Source organism: Desulfonatronum parangueonense (assembly GCF_054656975.1).
The window spans coordinates 4,119,662-4,137,482 of sequence record NZ_BAAHXH010000003.1 but is presented as its reverse complement, the minus strand read 5'-3'; the positions used below and the strand labels follow the sequence as shown (position 1 = coordinate 4,137,482).

Below are 17,821 nucleotides of genomic sequence, written 5' to 3'. Positions count from 1 at the left end.
TCCGATCCCGATCCCGATCCCGATTCCGATACCGATACCGATACCGATACCGATACCGATCAGATACCGATGTCCAATCTCGGCTACGGCAGAGTATTTTGAATAGCGACCATCTTTCCCCCATCCTTTCAACACCGGAGGAATCATGCAAATCAATCGACGAAAATTTCTGCACTATTCGGCCCTGGTCACGTCGTCCTTGGCCCTGGGCGGAATTCCGCTGTACGCCTACGATGCCGCGGCGGGTCCGGGGAACCGGGACGAGGTCCGGCGCAGCTACTGCGGGCTGTGTCATCCCCGTTGCGGGATACTGCTGCACATGAAAAACGGCAAGGTCCTCGAAGTCAGCGGCGATCCGGACCATCCGGTGACCCGCGGGCTGATCTGCGAACGCGGTCTGCTCATGGCCGAGCATATCCATCATCCGGACCGGATAAATTATCCCCTCAAGCGCGTCGGCGCGCGGGGCGAAGGCAAGTGGGAGCGGGTTTCCTGGGACCAGGCCCTGGACGAGGTGGCGGAGAAGCTGGCCCGCCTGCGGGATGAATTCGGTCCGGAAACCCTGGGCTTCACCCACGGCACCAGCCGCACCCACCACTGGGATTGCCGGCGGTTCTACAACCTGTTCGGCTCGCCCAACATCTGCGGGGCGAACAACATCTGCATGTGTCCGTCCTACGCCACGGAGTTCGCCACCTACGGCGGCATGGCCCGGGGCAACCCCAGGCAGGCCAAGTGCCTGGTGATCTGGGGCCGGGCCTCGGCCAATTCCTCGCCGATCCAGGCCTGGCCGGGCGTGCAGGCGGCCAGCCGGCAGGGGGCCACGATCATCGTGGTCGATCCCCGGGAGATCGACGAGGTCGCCCTGGCGGACATGTGGCTGCAGATCCGACCGGGCACGGACCTGGCTCTGATGCTGGGCTGGATCCGGCTGATCATCGAGGAGGATTTGTACGACAAGGATTTCGTGGAAAACTGGACCGTGGGGTTTGACGAGCTTCGGGACGCGGTGCGGGAATACACCCCGGAAAAGGTCAGCGAGATCACCTGGGTCCCGGTGGAGCAGATCACGGCCGCGGCCCGAATCTACGCCACGACCAAGCCGGCCCAGCTGCCCTATGCCTACGGTCTGGACAAGCAGGGGGTGAATTCCAATCAATGCGCCCGGGCCCGGGCCATCCTGCGGGCCATCACCGGCAACCTGGAAATCCAGGGCGGGGAAACCTTCGGCCAGACTCCGGAAGTGGCCCGGGTACGCGGCGAGTTCGACCTGGTGGCCGCCGAGGCCATCGGGCCGGAACAACGGGCCAAGCAGCTTGGCGCGGACACCTATCCCTTCTTCGGATTTCCGGGCTGGGAGCGCAACCTGGCCAACAACCGGAAGCTGCCCAAGGGTCAGGTCAACCCGCCGTCCATGTACCGGACCTGCGTGGCCCATGCCCGGGACGTGTTCCAGGCGGCCATCACCCGCAAGCCCTACCCTGTCACGGCCATGATGTCCGTGGCCAGCAATCCCATGCTTTCGTTTCCGGACCCGAAAATGGTCTTCGATGCCCTGACCGCCCTGGAGCTGTACGTGGTCATGGAATACTACATGACCCCGTCCGCTGCCCTGGCCGATTACGTCTTTCCCTCGGCCACCACGGTGGAACAGCCCGAGCTGTGGGTCACCGGCGGATTCTGCATGGCCTGTCCTCCGGGCATCGAGCCAATGTTCGAACGCAAGGACACCTACCAGTTCTACCGCGGCCTGGGTCTGCGCCTGGGCCAGGAAGACCAGTGGCCCTGGGAAACCCTGGAACAGGCCTGCGATTTCCGCCTGGAGCCCACGGGCCTGACCTTCAAGCAGCTCACCGAGCAGTACGGATTTTTCGGAACGCCGGAGTTCAAGCGCTATGAGCAATCCGGATTCGGCACGCCTTCGGGCAAGGTGGAGCTGTACTCCTCCATTTTCGAGGAACTGGGCAACGACCCTCTGCCCAGGTACAAGGAACCGCTCTGGAGCCCCCTGGGCGATCCGGAGCTGGTGGCCGAGTTCCCCCTGATCCTGATCACCGGCAGCCGGTTCATGCCCATGTACCATTCGGAGCAGCGCCAGATCGAGTCCGCGCGCAAGCAGGTCCCGGATCCCCTGGTGCTCCTGCACCCGGATACGGCCGCGGAAATGGGGCTGGAGAACGGGCAGTGGGTCAATGTCGTCTCGCCCAGGGGCAAGGCCCGGATGCGCCTGCGCACCTCGGGACGCATCCACCCCCGGATGGTGGACGCCCAGCACGGCTGGTGGTTCCCGGAACGCCGGGAAGCCCTTCCCGAGCTGTTCGGGGTCTTCGAGTCCAACATCAACATGCTCTGCCCCATGGAGCCGGAATTCTGCAGCCCGGAAATCGGTTCCTGGCCGTTTTCAGCTTTGATGTGCAGGATTGAAAAGGCCTGATACAAAATGCCGCCCCTGCCGGGCGTTCAGGTCCGACAGGGGCGGCTTTAGTTCGTGAACCGATTCGTATCCACTCAGCTCATCCGAAAATCAGCGGGCTGGATACCCGCCTTCGCGGGTATGACTGACTCAGCGACGGCATGAAAAACAAAGTCATTCCCGCGAAGGCGGGAATCCAGGTCATGCTTGCCACAAGCTTTGAAAGATACCTCTTATCAAGCTGAATAGTTACGCCGATTCAATTGTTCTGAACTTGCAGCGGTGGCTGGTTGCAGCGCGATTATAGCATGCCCGCGGGATGTCTGCGGGTGGGCATGGCCAGAATCTTCTCCAGCAGCCGTTCTCGAAAGATGTCATGCAGCCGGCGCAACTCGGCCACCGGGTCGTCGTGCAGATCCACCCGGATATCCCAGAGGGGATACTCCTCGGTGTCCACCACATAGATGGTCGCGGAATCCTCTCCCTTCACATCACCTCCCGCGGCCTCGGACGCCTCCAGGGCCGCGACCAAGCGTGCCGCCAGATCGAGTTCCTCCAAATTCCCGGTTTTTTGAAGCGACTCCACCGCGGCGTCCACCACCTGCGCTCCGGCCAGGCGGTTGCCCTGGACCGAAAAGCCCTCATCTTCACGATGACCGGCCCAGGCCGGGCATTCCGTCCCGGTAAAAGCCACGGCCCGGCCGGCCATGTCCAGCACGGCAAATTGTCGGGTCTGGATCAACGGGTCCGACCGCCGGAGCAGCTCAGACACGTCGAGCGCCGCAAGACGACGGCGCAGCAATACCAAGCCGTCGATACCGAGATAGGGATTAATGCGCGCATGCGTTGCAATAGCGCCGATACGGGGAGCTGCATGCGTCAACAGCTTGCCGACAGCCGGCATGGCGGTGGCCGCGGCTACCCCGAATTGGCCGGTTCGAGGACAGTGGGCAACGATGGATAGGGTCATGGAGTCTCCTTTGCATGAGTGGCGCAACTTCTAAAATGTCCGCCCGAAGAAAATGACGGTCATGAAAGACACAGCTTTCAGTTCGCCATTCTGACGACGATGTCCAGCAAGAACAGTCGCGACGTATACGGCATGAGGCGCGGACGCCAATTAAAAACAATAGGACGGATGATCATGAACGCAAGTCGGCCGAAATCCATCCGAAACGATGTCTGTTTCCGGACCTGGGATGTATAATCCTTGCCATCCGATGGAATATGATTGTACGAACACATTCAGCCGAATCTTACTTCGTTTACAACCACTCTCAACTGAAGTGAACCACGGGAATTGGTCCGGGTTGCCTAGGTTTTGCGTAACAACAATCATCAAGGGCAAGTTATGCTCTTCAGGGAGACCATGACAGCATGTCCGAATCATTGACCTACGCAGACGACAGCGGCTTTGCTCCCGGCATCGACGTCCGGGATGTACTGAGAAGGGTTCCCATCAGTATCTTCACCTCCACGCCCGAAGGGCGCTACATCTCGGCGAATTCCGCGACAGTCCGCATGTTTGGATACGACTCCCCGCAGGAGTTGATGGACTCGATCACGGACATCGGCAGTCAACAGTACGTCAATCCCGCCGACAGACTGGAATTCATGTGTCTGATGGAAGAGCACGGAGAAGTGGTCAATCACGAATTCCAACTGCGTCGCCGGGATGGAACATTGTTCTGGTGTTCCCGCACCGCACAGGCCGTGCGTGACGAGACCGGAAAGATCGTTGCCTACCAGGGCTTCTACACCGACATTTCCAACCGCAAGCGGATCGAACTGGATTTGCGGGAGAGCGAAGCCCGCTTCAAGGCCCTGCATAATGCCTCGTTCGGCGGCATCGCCATCCATGATCAGGGCATCATTTTGGAGTGCAACCAGGGATTGTCCGAAATCACCGGCTATTCCCTCGAGGAACTGATCGGGATGAACGGCCTGCTGCTCATCTCCGAAAAGACCCGGAACATGGTGGTGAACAGGATCCACACCGGGTATGAAAAGCCCTATGAGGCGATCGGAGTCCGCAAGAACAGGGAAGAATACCCCATCCGCCTGGAGGCGCGGAACATTCCATACAAGGGCAAAATGGTCCGGGTGGTCGAGTTTCGCGACATCACCGAGCGGAAACGTGCCGAAAAGGCTTTGGTCCTGGCCAAGGAACAGGCCGAAGCCGCCAACCAGGCCAAGTCGGAATTTCTGGCCAACATGTCCCATGAAATCCGGACTCCGCTCAGCGGAATCATGGGCATGATGCAGCTTCTGCGGACTACGCAACTGGACAGCGAACAGACGCAATACGTGCAACTGGCAATGATTTCCGCCGACAGGCTGACCAGACTGCTCACGGATATCCTGGACCTGTCCAGGGTGGAAGCCGGCAAGATGGAAATACATCCCGCTGAATTCCAGGTCGCTGAACTTGGCGAATCCGTAGTGGAATTGTTCACGGTCACGGCCAGGGACAAAAGCATCGCCCTGGAGTGCATTGTCGACCCTTCCACACCTGAGCGAGTCATCGGCGACGAAGTTCGTATCCGACAGATCCTTTTCAATCTGGTGGGCAATGCCCTGAAATTTTCCGAACGGGGAGTCGTTCATGTCCAAATGCTTCCCCTCTCCCCCGCCAGAAACGGCGACCTGCGCTTGCTGTTCAGCGTATCCGACAACGGAATTGGAATTCCCCATGAAAATCTCAAAGACCTGTTCAAGCCTTTTGTGCAGGTGGATGGTTCCTACACCCGCTGCTACCAGGGAGCTGGGCTGGGGCTGGCCATCGTCAAGAGACTCGTGCATTTGATGGGCGGCGATGTTTGCGTGGACAGCATGGCGGGCGAGGGGACCAGGGTGCATGTCGTTTTGCCGTTCACACTGCCCATCCCAGTGACCATGCCGCCTATCCACTTCAAGGGTCCTTGAGGAAAAAAGCCGGAGCACCTTGCTGAACATACCGTGACGGACATCACAACATTTCCTTCAAAAACACTCTCGTAACTACTCAGCACATCATCCGTATGGTCATAAACCCGCACTGGATTCCGGCTTCCGCCGGAATGACATACTAAAAAAACCCGTTTTCACGTCATTCATATCGGCGAAGGCCGGTATCCAGGTCTTTTTTCTAAATTTGCTGAATAGTTACACACCCTCCAACTACCAATCCTTCTCCTCCCACTCCGCCAGGAACAGCAGCCAGGGCAGACTTTTTCTCCCGGCTGATTTACCCTTTTTTGGCCGGATCGAATGTGCCTTGCCGGGCTTGTATTCAAGCCCGTCCCGCTGTAAACCTTGCATCCATGACCAAGCACGGACATTCCCACCAAGCGGAACGTATCGCCCTTCGCGGATATCGAGGACCACTTCATGCCTGCGTTTGAAATCAGAGGCAAAGTCGCGCCATGTACCCTCTTCCGTCCATTGACCCCGGACCTGGATGAATTATTGACCGATGTGGACGACCGTCTCAGCCAGACGCCGGAATTTTTTCGGAATATGGCCGTCATCGTCGATCTCAGCGCACTCGGCGAACTGCGGGAAAGCATCAACCTGTCCGGGCTGGTCCGCGCCTTGCGCGACAAGGGGATGATGCCCGTGGGCATCCAAGGCGGCAATGAGTACCATGAGCGGCTTGCTCCGAATCTCCATCTCGGCGTCTTCGCCATCGGCAAGCAGACCGCGCCCCGGGCTTCAGTAGAGGAACCAATCTGCCCCTCCATCAATCAGCACGCCATGCTGGTGGAAAAACCGGTACGCTCCGGGCAACAGATCTACGCCAAGGGCCGGGATCTGATCGTCCTGGCCTCGGTTGGACCGGGCGCCGAAGTCATCGCGGACGGCAACGTGCACATCTACGCCCCGTTGCGCGGTCGCGCCCTGGCAGGCGTCATGGGCAACGAGAACGCCCGCATCTTCTGCAAGGAACTGCGTGCGGACCTGGTTTCCGTGGCCGGATTCTACCAGGTCAGCGAGGATTTGCCCCAGAACATGCTCGGCCAAGCCGTTCAGATCCGTCTTGCAGGACAGCAACTGCTGATCGACATCATTTGACCGGCGAGAATGTCAGGTTACGGATCCATTCATGCAATACATGCCCATATTTATCCGGTTTTGCCCCGACGCGGTTTTACGCGACAACAATACAAAACATTATGACGCCTTGAACAGGCCTTGATCAGGAGGAAGTGTGGGGAAGATAATCGTTGTCACATCAGGCAAGGGAGGTGTGGGAAAAACCACTTCCAGCGCTTCGCTGGCCACCGGTCTGGCTCGGCGTGGCTTTCAAACCGCGGTTCTCGATTTCGACGTGGGCCTGCGCAATCTGGATTTGATCATGGGATGCGAGCGCCGGGTGGTCTACGACTTCGTGAACGTGATCCAGGGCGACGCCACCTTGAATCAGGCCCTGATCCGGGACAAGCGGGTCGAGAACCTCTACATCCTGCCCGCGTCCCAGACCAAGGACAAGGAAGCCCTGAGCCAGGAAGGCGTGGCCGGCGTGCTCGAGGATTTGTCCAAACGATTCGACTTCGTGATCTGCGACTCGCCCGCGGGTATCGAACACGGCGCGCTCATGGCCATGCATTTCGCGGACGAGGCCATCGTGGTCACCAACCCCGAAGTTTCCTCGGTTCGCGACTCGGATCGCATTCTGGGCTTGCTGCAGAGCAAAACCGTGAAGGCCAAGAACGGCGAAGTCGTCAAGGAACATCTGCTCCTGACCCGCTATGATCCCCTCCGGGTGCAGCGCGGCGACATGCTCAGCGTGGAGGATGTCCAGGAAATTCTGGCCATTCCTCTGCTGGGGGTCATTCCGGAGTCCAAGGCGGTCCTGACGGCTTCCAATTCCGGTGAGCCGGTCATCCTGGATGAGGCCAGCGATGCCGGTCAGGCCTACGGAGACGCCGTAGCCAGACTGCTTGGGGAAGACGTGGCTCATCGCTTTATCAATCCCGCCAAAAAGGGATTTTTCTCGCGGTTGCTGGGGGGCTGAGATGGGTATTTTCAGTTATTTTCGCTCCAAGAAGGCCACGGCCCAGGTCGCCAAGAACCGTTTGCAAATCATTGTCGCCCATGAACGGGCTCAGAATTCCGGCTATGATTTCCTGCCCCAGTTGCGACAAGAGATCCTGCTCGTCGTCCAGAAGTATGTGCATGTCGAACTGGAGAACATCAATGTGGATGTGAACCGGGACGGCGATTGCGAAGTTCTCGAATTCAACGTGACCTTGCCGGACAACAAGTCCTGAGAGTGGCCAGGACTCCCAAGTGGTAACGACGGCAGCAAAGAAGATGATTCCGTCTTGAATCGGTTGCGCTGAGTTTTCGTCTCTTCTCGGACCGGGAATCCGTTCCAGGCAACGGCTCGCCGGTCCGGCAAGAGGCTGGAACGTTCTACGGTGAACAGGGCCGGGACATGCACTGTTGCTTCGGCAGAAGCTCTCTCCCGTCATGTTCGAACCCAAAAAGGTTGCCATGTTCCGGAATGTCCATCCCGCCCGAACCCGCCGGCTCTCCCCAGGCCGGTCCAAGGCAGGTCCTGTTGTCTACTGGATGAGTCGGGATCAGCGCGTCCGGGACAACTGGGCCCTGCTCTTCGCGGCTGATCGGGCCGCGGAAAATGGCGTCCCCCTGATCGTTCTGTTCTGCCTTTCCCCGACCTTTCTGAACGCCGCCATCCGTCACTACGACTTCCTCCTCAAGGGGTTGGCCGAAGTGGAAAGCTCACTGCGGGCGCACCGGATCGCCTTTGCCCTGCGCCTGGGCGAGGTGGTCCCGTCCGTCATTGACTTCCTGCGCAACACCCATGCCGGAATGCTGGTCACGGATTTCGATCCGCTGCGCATCAAGCGGCAGTGGAAGCAAGACGTGACAGCCGAAGTGGACATCCCTGTCTTTGAGGTGGATGCCCATAACATCGTGCCCTGCTGGGAGACGTCACCCAGGCAGGAATACGCTGCCCGAACCATCCGCCCCAAGATTCATCGCCGCCTGGACGAGTTTCTGACCGATTATCCCTCCCTGGCAACCCTCCCCGCGACAATGCCGGATCTTCCTCCAGTGGACTGGCAGGAGGCACGAAGCAGCCTGAAGGTCGACATGAACGTGCCTGAGGTGGATTGGCTGCGACCCGGCGAGGAAGAAGCGAAGACCATGCTCCGGGCATTTCTGGACCACCGCTTGGAGCAATACGAGCAGCGCAATGATCCCAATGCCGACGTACTCTCCAATCTTTCGCCCTATCTCCATTTCGGCCAGCTCTCAGCCCAGCGCGTGGCCCTGGAGGTCATGAACTCGAACAAATCTCCGGCCCCGCGAGAGGCTTTCTTGGAGGAGTTGATTGTCCGCAGGGAACTGGCGGACAATTTCTGCTGGTACAACAAGGACTACGACCGGGTGGACGGTTTTCCGGACTGGGCCAAAAAGACCCTGGACAAGCACCGGAAAGACTCCCGGGAACACGTCTATGAACTGGAAGCGTTCGAAACTGCCGCCACCCACGGCGATCTCTGGAACGCCGCCCAGAAGGAGATGGTTTCCACGGGCAAGATGCACGGCTACATGCGGATGTACTGGGCCAAAAAAATCCTGGAATGGACCTCATCGCCCGAAGAGGCTATGTCCATCGCCATCCTGCTCAATGACAAGTATTCCCTGGATGGCCGTGACCCCAACGGCTATACGGGTATTGCCTGGAGCATCGGCGGCGTCCACGACCGGCCCTGGTTCGAACGTCCCATCTTCGGCCAAATCCGCTACATGAACGCCAAAGGCTGCGCCCGCAAGTTCAATGTCAAATCCTATATCCAACGCTTCTCCGACCCATGACATTCCCCCCTGCCCTCCATCAGAATCGCCAATCGAAATCGCAATCGAAATCGAAATCGAACAAAAAACCAAATCGAATCAATCCCATAACATCGAAGACAGCAACCTCCATCCACCATTGAATGACAATCCCCAACCACGACACGCAATCCCAACCGCCACGTCATCCCCTCCCACGACCTCGGCGTGGGTCGCAAAGGAGCCGCAATGAACACCCGCAACCGTTTTTCTGCGCATCTTGTCCGTTCAGTTCACGGCTTGATCCTGCTTGGAGCCCTCGCAATCATATTTCTTCTGCCGACCCAGGGCCAAGCCCGTACCTTCCAGGAGATTCTTTCCAGCGGTGAACTGCGGGTCTGTTTTGCTCCCATTCACCCTTCCGTGGTCAGTGCGGAACCCAGTGACTGCCGGGAAGACTGTCGATTTTCCGGTCCGGTTTACGAGGCAGTACAGGCATTCGCCGCTTTTCTCGGCCACGATGTCGCCATCACGGCGGTTCGCGTGGACTGGGATGAACAGTTTTTCAACGAAGACGGCAAAACCGTGCGCGACGCAACATATACGCCGGCGCTACTGGCTTCCGGCAAATGCGACATCTACCCCAACAATCTGACCAGAACGGATTGGCGCCTCAACAAGATGGCCATTCCGACCATGTTCACCAACCGGCTCATCGTTCTGATTCACGCAGAAAATTCGGAGCAGTTTCGCGCCCCATCGGACATGGGCGGAAAAATCGCGGCAGTGGAAACGGACACCTCATTCCACGCCTGGCTGCAGCAAGAAAACAGTACGAGATTCGCGGCCAATCCGGTGGACATCCGCTTGATGCAAACAACCGAGGTCCTGCGGAATCTGGATGCGGGACTTGCCGATTTCACCGTCATCGACGCGGATGCGGCGTTCTGGATCATCCGTCACCAGTATCCTTCCCTGCACATGGCGTTTCCCGTGGGCGACATGAACGAGGTCGGCTGGGGCCTGCGCAAGGACGATACGGAACTTCAGGATGCGGTGCGGCTTTTCTTCTCACAGCAACGCTATGACAACACCTCGCCACTGAACCAGATCTGGCAACGCCATTACGGCATGAGCCTGAACCAGTTCATCGGCCTGCTCGGGTCAATCCAGGAATAATCCAAAAAGGAAACGACTCAGCATATTTCCATGACACTTGAGGACACAGCTGAGCCATTACCAAAGGGGCAATCCGTCATGGTCCAACGAATGTTCCTTGTTTTCACCCTGTTGATCATGCTGGCCTGGGGATTCTTTCCGGACAGGCAGGCCCAGGCCCGTGATCTCGAGCAGATTGTGCAATCTGGAGAGTTGCGAGCCTGTATCGTCCCCGTCACTCCGGCCTATGCCACATTTCAAGATCCATCCTGCAGGGAGGATTGTCTGGTCACCGGCTCGGTTCCCAGAATGGTCGCAGCCTTTGCCGCATTCCTGGACCCGGAAATCCGCCCTGTTTTCCATCGTCTGGAGTGGGATGAACAGTTTCATGACGCCACCGGTCAAACCGTCCGCGATGCGGAATACACGCCCCATTACCTGGAAACCGGGTTCTGCGACATCTATCCCACCCATTTGACGAAGCTCGCCTGGCGGATGAAAAAAATGGACATTGCCACGCTGTTCTTGAGCCGAATGATGGTCATCACGCGCCTGGAGCAGTTGTCCGAATTCACTTCCATCCAGGATTTGGCCGGAATGGCCGTCGGTGTGGCCTTGAACACCAGCCTGCATACCTGGGTTCAGGAACAGAACATGAACGAATTTCGTGATAATCCGATCCGGATGCAACTGATCGAACCCGGGGCTGAACTGGAATCCGTTCTGTCCGGAGCTGCTGACTTCACCCTTCTGGACGTCGAGGTTTCGCTGTGGGAGTCAATCAACCGATTTCAGGAACTGGGCGTGGCCTTTCCCGTCGGGCCGGTGGAGGAGATCGGCTGGGGAATGCACAAGGAGAATACGGAGCTGCTGGGGGCGGTACGTCGGTTCTTCGAGGAGCAGACCCTGAATGAAGCTTCCACATTGAACAGCATCTGGAAGGAGGAGTTCGGTCTGACGCTGAACCAACTTCGCGCCCTGATCCAGGCGACTCAATAAATCTCATGAACCGATTCTCAGCGCATTCGATTCGGACCCGGCTTCTGGCCATGACCGCCGGCATCGTGCTCCTGGTGATCCTGGCGCTCTCGCTGGGAACCGGGTACCGGGCCGCGGGATTGCTGGAGCAAGAGTCCCGACGGAATTTGCGCCATTCTTTGGACTTGACCACCGGAATCTTTTCCGAGTTCATCAATGTCCGTCAGGCCAACCTGAATGTCTGGCGGAACAATCCACTGGTCGAGTTCGTTGCCGGCGATCCACAGCTCAGTTCGGTGTTCATACCCAGCCTGCGCGGATTTTTCGCCCAGATCCGGGCCCAGGAGCCATGGATCGAAAACATCCTGATCCTCAAGGACGGGGAGATGCTGTATGAAGATACTCCCTACCTGCGCCGGCTCGGCCAACAGGAGAAAAGATCGCTGCTCACGGTTTTCGACACCGCGGAAGCGGGTACTCCCGTGGTATACACCCTGCCCTTGGCGGATCCCCGGACCACTGGCCCCGACGTCCTGATTTTCAAGCAGCTGATTTTGCGACAGGGAACGCCTGTCGAGAACAGCCACCTGATCTTGATGGTTAATCTGGATGCCGCGGGGCAAGCCCTGTTCGGCGCCACCCGGATCGGAAACCAGGGTTTTGTCAGCCTGGCCTATCAGCCTCAGGAGCAACTGTTTCGGGCATCGCCGGCCATTCGGAGCGGAATCGGAATCGACAAGACAGGAGCCGGAATCAGTCCCGTCCAAGAGGAATTCCTGGCTTCGGCCCAGACATGGACCAGAATCGATGAGATTCCGGACCGGACCTCCCTGCTGCTGCTGGATTCCCAGAGAATGGGCGATCTGCCGGTCTGGCTGATCGGCGTGGCCGCGGTGGACGATATTGATGGCCCGGTGCGCCGGCTCATCCTGTACATGGCTGCCATGGGCATCGGGACCCTGTTTCTGGGCATCGGCGCGGCCGCCTACTTTTCCAGCCGGATTGCCGGACCGATACACGCCCTGACCGACACGGTGCGCCATTTCACTATGTCCTGGCGCGAAACAAGAAACAGCCAAAAAGACACATCGGAATCGGCTCTGGATTCCGGACATGATGCCGGCGACTTCTCATCGTCCCCCGCACCGTTGGTTTCCGGAGATCATCCACCCGCGGAACATAAGGACGAGGTAGCCGTTTTGGCGCATTCCTTTGATCTGATGACTCGTGAGATTCACGATCTCTTTGCCCAGTCGCAGCAGTATGCACGGGAACTGGAGAAGCACAGCCACGGTCTGGAAACATTGGTCGAGGCCAGGACAGCCCAGCTGGCCGAGGCCAACATCAATCTGCTGGAGGCCAAGGAGGTCGCGGAATCCGCAACCAAGGCCAAGAGTTATTTCCTGGCCAACATGAGCCATGAGATCCGGACTCCCATGAACATCGTCATCGGGCTGAGCCATCTGGCTTTGAAGACCGACCTCACGAACCAGCAGCGCGATTACCTGGCCAAGATTCGGACCGCCTCCCAGAACCTGCTGGGCATCATCAACGACATTCTCGACTTCTCCAAAATCGAGGCAGGCCGATTGGACTTCGAACAGATCCCCTTCGATCTGGAAGCGGTGCTGACCAACGTCACGAATCTGTTTTCCGGCAAGGCCGATGCCAAGGGCCTTGAATTCTTGCTTTCCTGTTCGCCGCATATCCCACGTGACCTGATCGGCGACCCCTTGCGACTGGGACAGGTGCTGACCAATCTCACCGGCAATGCGCTGAAATTCACCGAGCACGGTGAAGTGAAAATCCTGGTCGAAACCGTGGAGGAAGACGCAGATGAGGTGACTCTGCGCTTCGCGATCCAGGATACGGGCATTGGCATGACACCGGAACAGACCACCGGCCTGTTCTCGGCATTCAGCCAGGCGGATGCGTCCACCACGCGCAGATTCGGCGGCACCGGACTGGGTTTGACCATTTCCAAGCGGCTGGTGGAGATGATGCACGGAACTATCGAAGTGCGCAGCACTCCGGAACAGGGCAGCGAGTTTTCATTCACGGCCCGCTTCGGCCGGCAAAAGGAGCGGCCGAAACATTGCCTGACCAGGGCGGATTTCGGCCGACGCCGGGTGCTGGTGGTGGACGACAGCCTCAGTGCCCGCGAAATTCTGGGCGACATGCTCGTCAGCTTCAATCTTTTGGTGGACACGGCGTCCTCAGCCGAGGAGAGCCTGCGCAGCGTGAAACAGGCCATTACGGAAGACAAGCCCTATGACCTGATCCTCATGGACTGGCAGATGCCGGGCATGGACGGGATCGAGGCCATCCGCCGGATTCGAAGCGCACCGGGAAACACGGCCATGCCCGTGATGATCATGGTCACGGGGTACGGCCGCGAAGAAGTCACCAGCCGGGTCAGCGACCAGGAGCTGGACGGGTTGCTGCTCAAGCCGGTCAATGCGTCCATGCTCTTCGACACCCTGACCAGCTTTTTTTCGGCGACGAAGTGCCACGTCACCAGCACATCCCCGGTGCTGACCGCTTCCCCCGCCGACGTGCTGCCGGTCAAGCCGGAATCGTTGACAGGCCACGTTCTCGTGGCCGAAGACAATCCCATCAATCAGCAGGTAGCCCGTGAGCTGCTGGAGAGCTTCGGACTGACCGTGAACCTGGCAAACAACGGCCAGGAAGCCGTGAATATGGCCCAGACCGAAGCCTTCAACCTGGTGCTGATGGATATCCAGATGCCGGTCATGGACGGGTACGAAGCGGCGAGATTGATCAGGAAACATGATTCCCGGATTCCCATCATTGCCATGACCGCCCACGCCATGACCGGAGACCGGGAAAAGAGCCTCAATGCCGGGATGGTCGACCATATAGCGAAACCCATTGATCCGGACCTGCTCCTGGCCGCTTTGGCCCGCCATTTGACCGCGAAACCAGGTGACGGCGTCCTGGAGGCCGCACTGCAACGGCAGCTGACATGCTCGCCGCGGACCGATCAACCGGCAGCGTCACCACAGTCGCCTCCACCAGCTTCACTTTTGCCTGGCGATTTGGCCGGATTTGATGCGGCAAGCGGGCTGGCCAGACTCCGCCGCAACGAGAAGCTCTATCTGCAGCTGCTGCGGGATTTTCATGCCTGCCATAACAATGGGCTGCAGAAAATCATCCAGGCTGCGGAATCCGGCCAATGGGAGCAGGCGGCACGCACCGTACATGCCCTGAAAGGCGTGGCCGGCAATCTGGGAGCAAATGAGCTGTTCGCCGCGGCCCAGGATCTGGAAGACAGGCTTCGGTCCGCGGAGACGACGGGCATGCAAGATCCGGCATCGGATTTTGCGCGGTTTCGTTCGGCCTTCACAACCGTGATGACCACGTTGTCCGGTTTGCCTGAAGAAGATGCCCGAGAGTCGGCTCTTGCGCCATCGCCGGCGTCACCTACGGACCCGAAGGACCCGTCGAACCTGGCGGAACCGGCGGACCCGACAGCGCCGGCAGAAGCGACGGATCATGGCGAACTGCTGCAATCCATTCACAAGCTGCGAGAGCTGCTTGAGGACGGCAACCCAAAGTCCGAGGAACTGGTCGAACGCTTGCCGGCAATGCTTCAAGGACGGCATAACGACCTCACCTCCGCGTTGATCCAAAATGTCCGGAATTTCGAATTTGAAGCCGCCGCGGCGCAATTGACTGAGTTGGAACAAAACATCAAGGTTCGCAATGAATGACGGAGGTTGACGCCGCCGGAATGCATGTTGCTGTTCCGACACTTTTAACGCCGCATTGTAACATTTAACATAACTACTCAGTTCATCCGAGAAAAATCGGGACTGGATACCGGCCTTCGCCGGCATGACTTAACCTGGAAAGGCCGTGATGTGACACGTCATTCCGGCGAAAGCCGGAATCCAGCTCTGGCGAGTGATCATAGAGCATGTGCTGAATAGCTACTTTTTTTGTATCTATTCAGCAAAATCTGCGAAAAAGATCTGGATACCGGCGTTCGCCGGTATGACTGTATAGATGCAGCTTGCCACGATAAGTCATTCCGGCGAACGCCGGAATCCAGTGCAGGTGAATGGCCAACACCGGATGTTCTGAATAGTTACCTTTTTTTGTAACTATTCAGGCGATACGAATGCTGTTGCCGGGTTTGGCTCGGAATCGGGGTCGGAGTCGGGGTCGGTATCGGGATCGAAGCCATGTGGAAGGGCATTCCATTTTTTTTCGATACCGATACCGCCCTCAATACCGATTATTAGAGGAAGAAGGTATGCTGAGTAGTTACGCCGCATTCACTACAGAACGGAGTCCCCATGTCCGAACAAAAGCCGCGCATCCTGATCGTCGATGACGAACGAACGAACATTCACGTTCTGAATTCCATCCTCCAGGAACATTACGAGATCAGTGTGGCCTTGAACGGTGAGCAGGCCCTGAAACGCGCTTTCGCCGAGAAAAAGCCGGAAATCATCCTGCTGGACATCCAGATGCCGGAAATGGACGGGTACGAAGTCTGCCGACGTTTGCAGGAACATCCGGACACCCGGGACATAGCCGTGATCTTCATCACGGCCAAATCCGAAGAAAAAGATGAAGAGTACGGCTTGGCCACGGGCGCTGTGGACTACATCACCAAGCCCTTCAGGTCGGTGGTGGTCCTGGCCCGAATCAGGGTGCATCTGGAACTCAAGCGCAAGCGGGACATCCTCAAGAACCTCTCCAACAAGGACGGCCTGACCGGCATTGCCAATCGCCGCCGTTTCGAGGAATTCTTTCATTTTGAATGGCAGCGCGCCATTCGCAGCGGAGATCCCATTGCCCTGATCATGGCCGACATTGATCATTTTAAGCTTTACAACGATCACTACGGCCATGCCGCCGGGGACGAATGTCTGCGTGAAGTGGCCTCGGCCATGCTGAACGTGGTTTCCCGGCAAACTGACCTGGTGGCTCGTTACGGGGGAGAGGAATTCATTTGCGTGCTCACCGGCACGGATTTACAGGGTGCCGCGGGCGTGGCGCAAAAAATTCGGCAAACGGTCGAGGAACTGGGGATTCCACATGCTTTCAGCCCGCTGGCGCCGGTGGTTACCTTAAGCCTTGGCGTGGCCGGGTTGAGCCCTCGACGTGACGGGATCTCGCCTCAGGATCTTTTGTTGGATGCGGACAAGGCTTTGTACAGGGCAAAAAGCAATGGCCGAAACAGGATAGCTGTTTCGGATGGCGTGGACGAGGTCGGCACCGTACCGTCGGAGATGGAGATCAGCAGCGGCCGGCAGCGTATCCTGGTCGTTGATGACGAGCCGATCAACATCAACGTTCTGAAAGCCATCTTTCAAGACAACTACGTCACGCTCAGCGCAACGTCCGGACTCCAGGCCCTGGAACTGGCGCGAAAGCGGCCTTTGCCGGACATCATTCTCCTGGACATCCAGATGCCGGACATGGACGGCTATGCCATATGCAAGGAGTTGAAGGAGGATCCCCGGACCCGCGACATTCCCATTCTGTTCATCACCGTGATGAACAAGGAAGCGGACGAGGCAAAAGGGCTGAAGATGGGCGCCGTGGATTATATTCCCAAGCCCTTCGATCCTTCAGTGGTCCAGGCCAGGGTCAAGACCCAGCTTGCTCTGCGCCGGACCCTGTTCGATCTGGCCCGTCGCAACAAGGCTTTGGAAGAGGCCTTGAGCATGCGCGATAGCGTGGAAAGGATCATTCGCCATGACCTGAAAGAGCCCTTGATAGACATCCTTCGAAACTCCGGCCAACTGGTCAAGACCAACGACATTCCTCCTGAGCACCTGGAAAAAATCCGCGACATCGAGCGGTCCGGCTTTGAACTGCTGGAAGCCGTCTCGGCGTCCATTGATCTCTGGAAGCTGGAGCGCGGAGTCTACCATGTCGTCCCCCATTCCGTGGATTTGGAGCGCATCACGAGGACCGTGGCCGGCTCCCTGATCCGGATGAAAATCAACAACGGCAAGATGATCCACATCCACCCTGATGAGAGTTCAGCACCCGGACAAAAACCCTTTGTTGTTCAGGCCGAGGAACTGCTTTGCTACTCCATGCTTTTCAGCTTGATCAAGAATGCCCTGGAAGCCAGCGTCCCTGGAAATCCTGTCAGTGTTCATCTGGAGCACGACCAGGAAAAAGTGCGCCTGCGGATTGTCAATTCCCGAGTTCTGCCACTGGAAATTCGCACCCGGTTCATGGAAAAAGGTGCCACCTGGGGCAAGGCCCAAAGAAAGGGACTCGGAGCTTATTCGGCGCGGCTGATTGCGGATTCACTGGGTGCGCAGATCCAGGTCCATGCCGACGACGAACGGGATCTTACGGAGATTGTGATCGATTTTGCGTTGTGATTGGTTTCGTTGTTCCAGAGAAAGCAAGAATCCAGTGTTGGGGAAATGATCATGCACAGCATGTGCTGAACAATGAGCTTTGCGATTGCGATTGAAGGCTGAGAAT

Annotated in this window: 11 protein-coding genes; 10 read left to right on the top strand and 1 reads right to left on the bottom strand. The window is 58.0% G+C overall.

Annotated elements, in window-relative coordinates:
• The first annotated feature begins 145 nt into the window (after window positions 1-145).
• The gene (locus ACYQ15_RS18480; protein ID WP_459938967.1) at window positions 146-2,434 is read left to right on the top strand and encodes a molybdopterin-containing oxidoreductase family protein; all 2,289 of its coding nucleotides are present in this window, start codon (window positions 146-148) and stop codon (window positions 2,432-2,434) included.
• 280 nt (window positions 2,435-2,714) lie between these two features.
• Here ACYQ15_RS18480 and ACYQ15_RS18475 read toward each other — a convergent pair whose 3' ends face one another.
• Window positions 2,715-3,383 (bottom strand): DUF1028 domain-containing protein, encoded by a 669-nt coding sequence (locus ACYQ15_RS18475; RefSeq protein WP_459938966.1) that lies wholly within the window; start codon window positions 3,381-3,383, stop codon window positions 2,715-2,717.
• A 407-nt stretch (window positions 3,384-3,790) separates the two neighbouring features.
• On the opposite strand from ACYQ15_RS18475, the gene ACYQ15_RS18470 reads away from it, so the two are divergent.
• The 9 genes from ACYQ15_RS18470 to ACYQ15_RS18430 all read left to right on the top strand — a co-directional run bounded on the left by ACYQ15_RS18470 (window position 3,791) and on the right by ACYQ15_RS18430 (window position 17,715).
• Window positions 3,791-5,338, top strand: coding sequence for a PAS domain S-box protein (locus ACYQ15_RS18470; RefSeq protein ID WP_459938965.1), 1,548 nt, complete (start codon window positions 3,791-3,793; stop codon window positions 5,336-5,338).
• A gap of 444 nt (window positions 5,339-5,782) precedes the next feature.
• Window positions 5,783-6,466 carry a septum site-determining protein MinC gene (gene minC / locus ACYQ15_RS18465; RefSeq protein ID WP_459938964.1) on the top strand — a complete coding sequence of 228 codons (684 nt, stop codon included), beginning with the start codon at window positions 5,783-5,785 and terminating at the stop codon, window positions 6,464-6,466.
• A gap of 136 nt (window positions 6,467-6,602) precedes the next feature.
• Entirely contained in the window at window positions 6,603-7,409 is an 807-nt protein-coding gene (gene minD, locus ACYQ15_RS18460; protein WP_459938963.1) for a septum site-determining protein MinD, read from the top strand.
• A 1-nt stretch (window position 7,410) separates the two neighbouring features.
• Complete coding sequence (minE, locus tag ACYQ15_RS18455; protein ID WP_459938962.1) at window positions 7,411-7,665, top strand: cell division topological specificity factor MinE; 255 nt, start codon at window positions 7,411-7,413, stop codon at window positions 7,663-7,665.
• Between the two features lie 202 nt (window positions 7,666-7,867).
• The gene (locus ACYQ15_RS18450) at window positions 7,868-9,244 is read left to right on the top strand and encodes a deoxyribodipyrimidine photo-lyase (RefSeq protein ID WP_459938961.1); all 1,377 of its coding nucleotides are present in this window, start codon (window positions 7,868-7,870) and stop codon (window positions 9,242-9,244) included.
• 207 nt (window positions 9,245-9,451) lie between these two features.
• Complete coding sequence (locus ACYQ15_RS18445) at window positions 9,452-10,381, top strand: transglycosylase SLT domain-containing protein (protein ID WP_459938960.1); 930 nt, start codon at window positions 9,452-9,454, stop codon at window positions 10,379-10,381.
• A gap of 78 nt (window positions 10,382-10,459) precedes the next feature.
• Entirely contained in the window at window positions 10,460-11,359 is a 900-nt protein-coding gene (locus ACYQ15_RS18440) for a transglycosylase SLT domain-containing protein (RefSeq protein WP_459938959.1), read from the top strand.
• A 5-nt stretch (window positions 11,360-11,364) separates the two neighbouring features.
• Window positions 11,365-15,072: a response regulator gene (locus tag ACYQ15_RS18435; RefSeq protein WP_459938958.1), complete on the top strand. Its 3,708-nt coding sequence runs from the start codon at window positions 11,365-11,367 to the stop codon at window positions 15,070-15,072.
• A gap of 588 nt (window positions 15,073-15,660) precedes the next feature.
• On the top strand, window positions 15,661-17,715 hold the full coding sequence (locus ACYQ15_RS18430; RefSeq protein WP_459938957.1) for a response regulator: 2,055 nt from the start codon (window positions 15,661-15,663) through the stop codon (window positions 17,713-17,715).
• Window positions 17,716-17,821 lie beyond the last annotated feature (106 nt).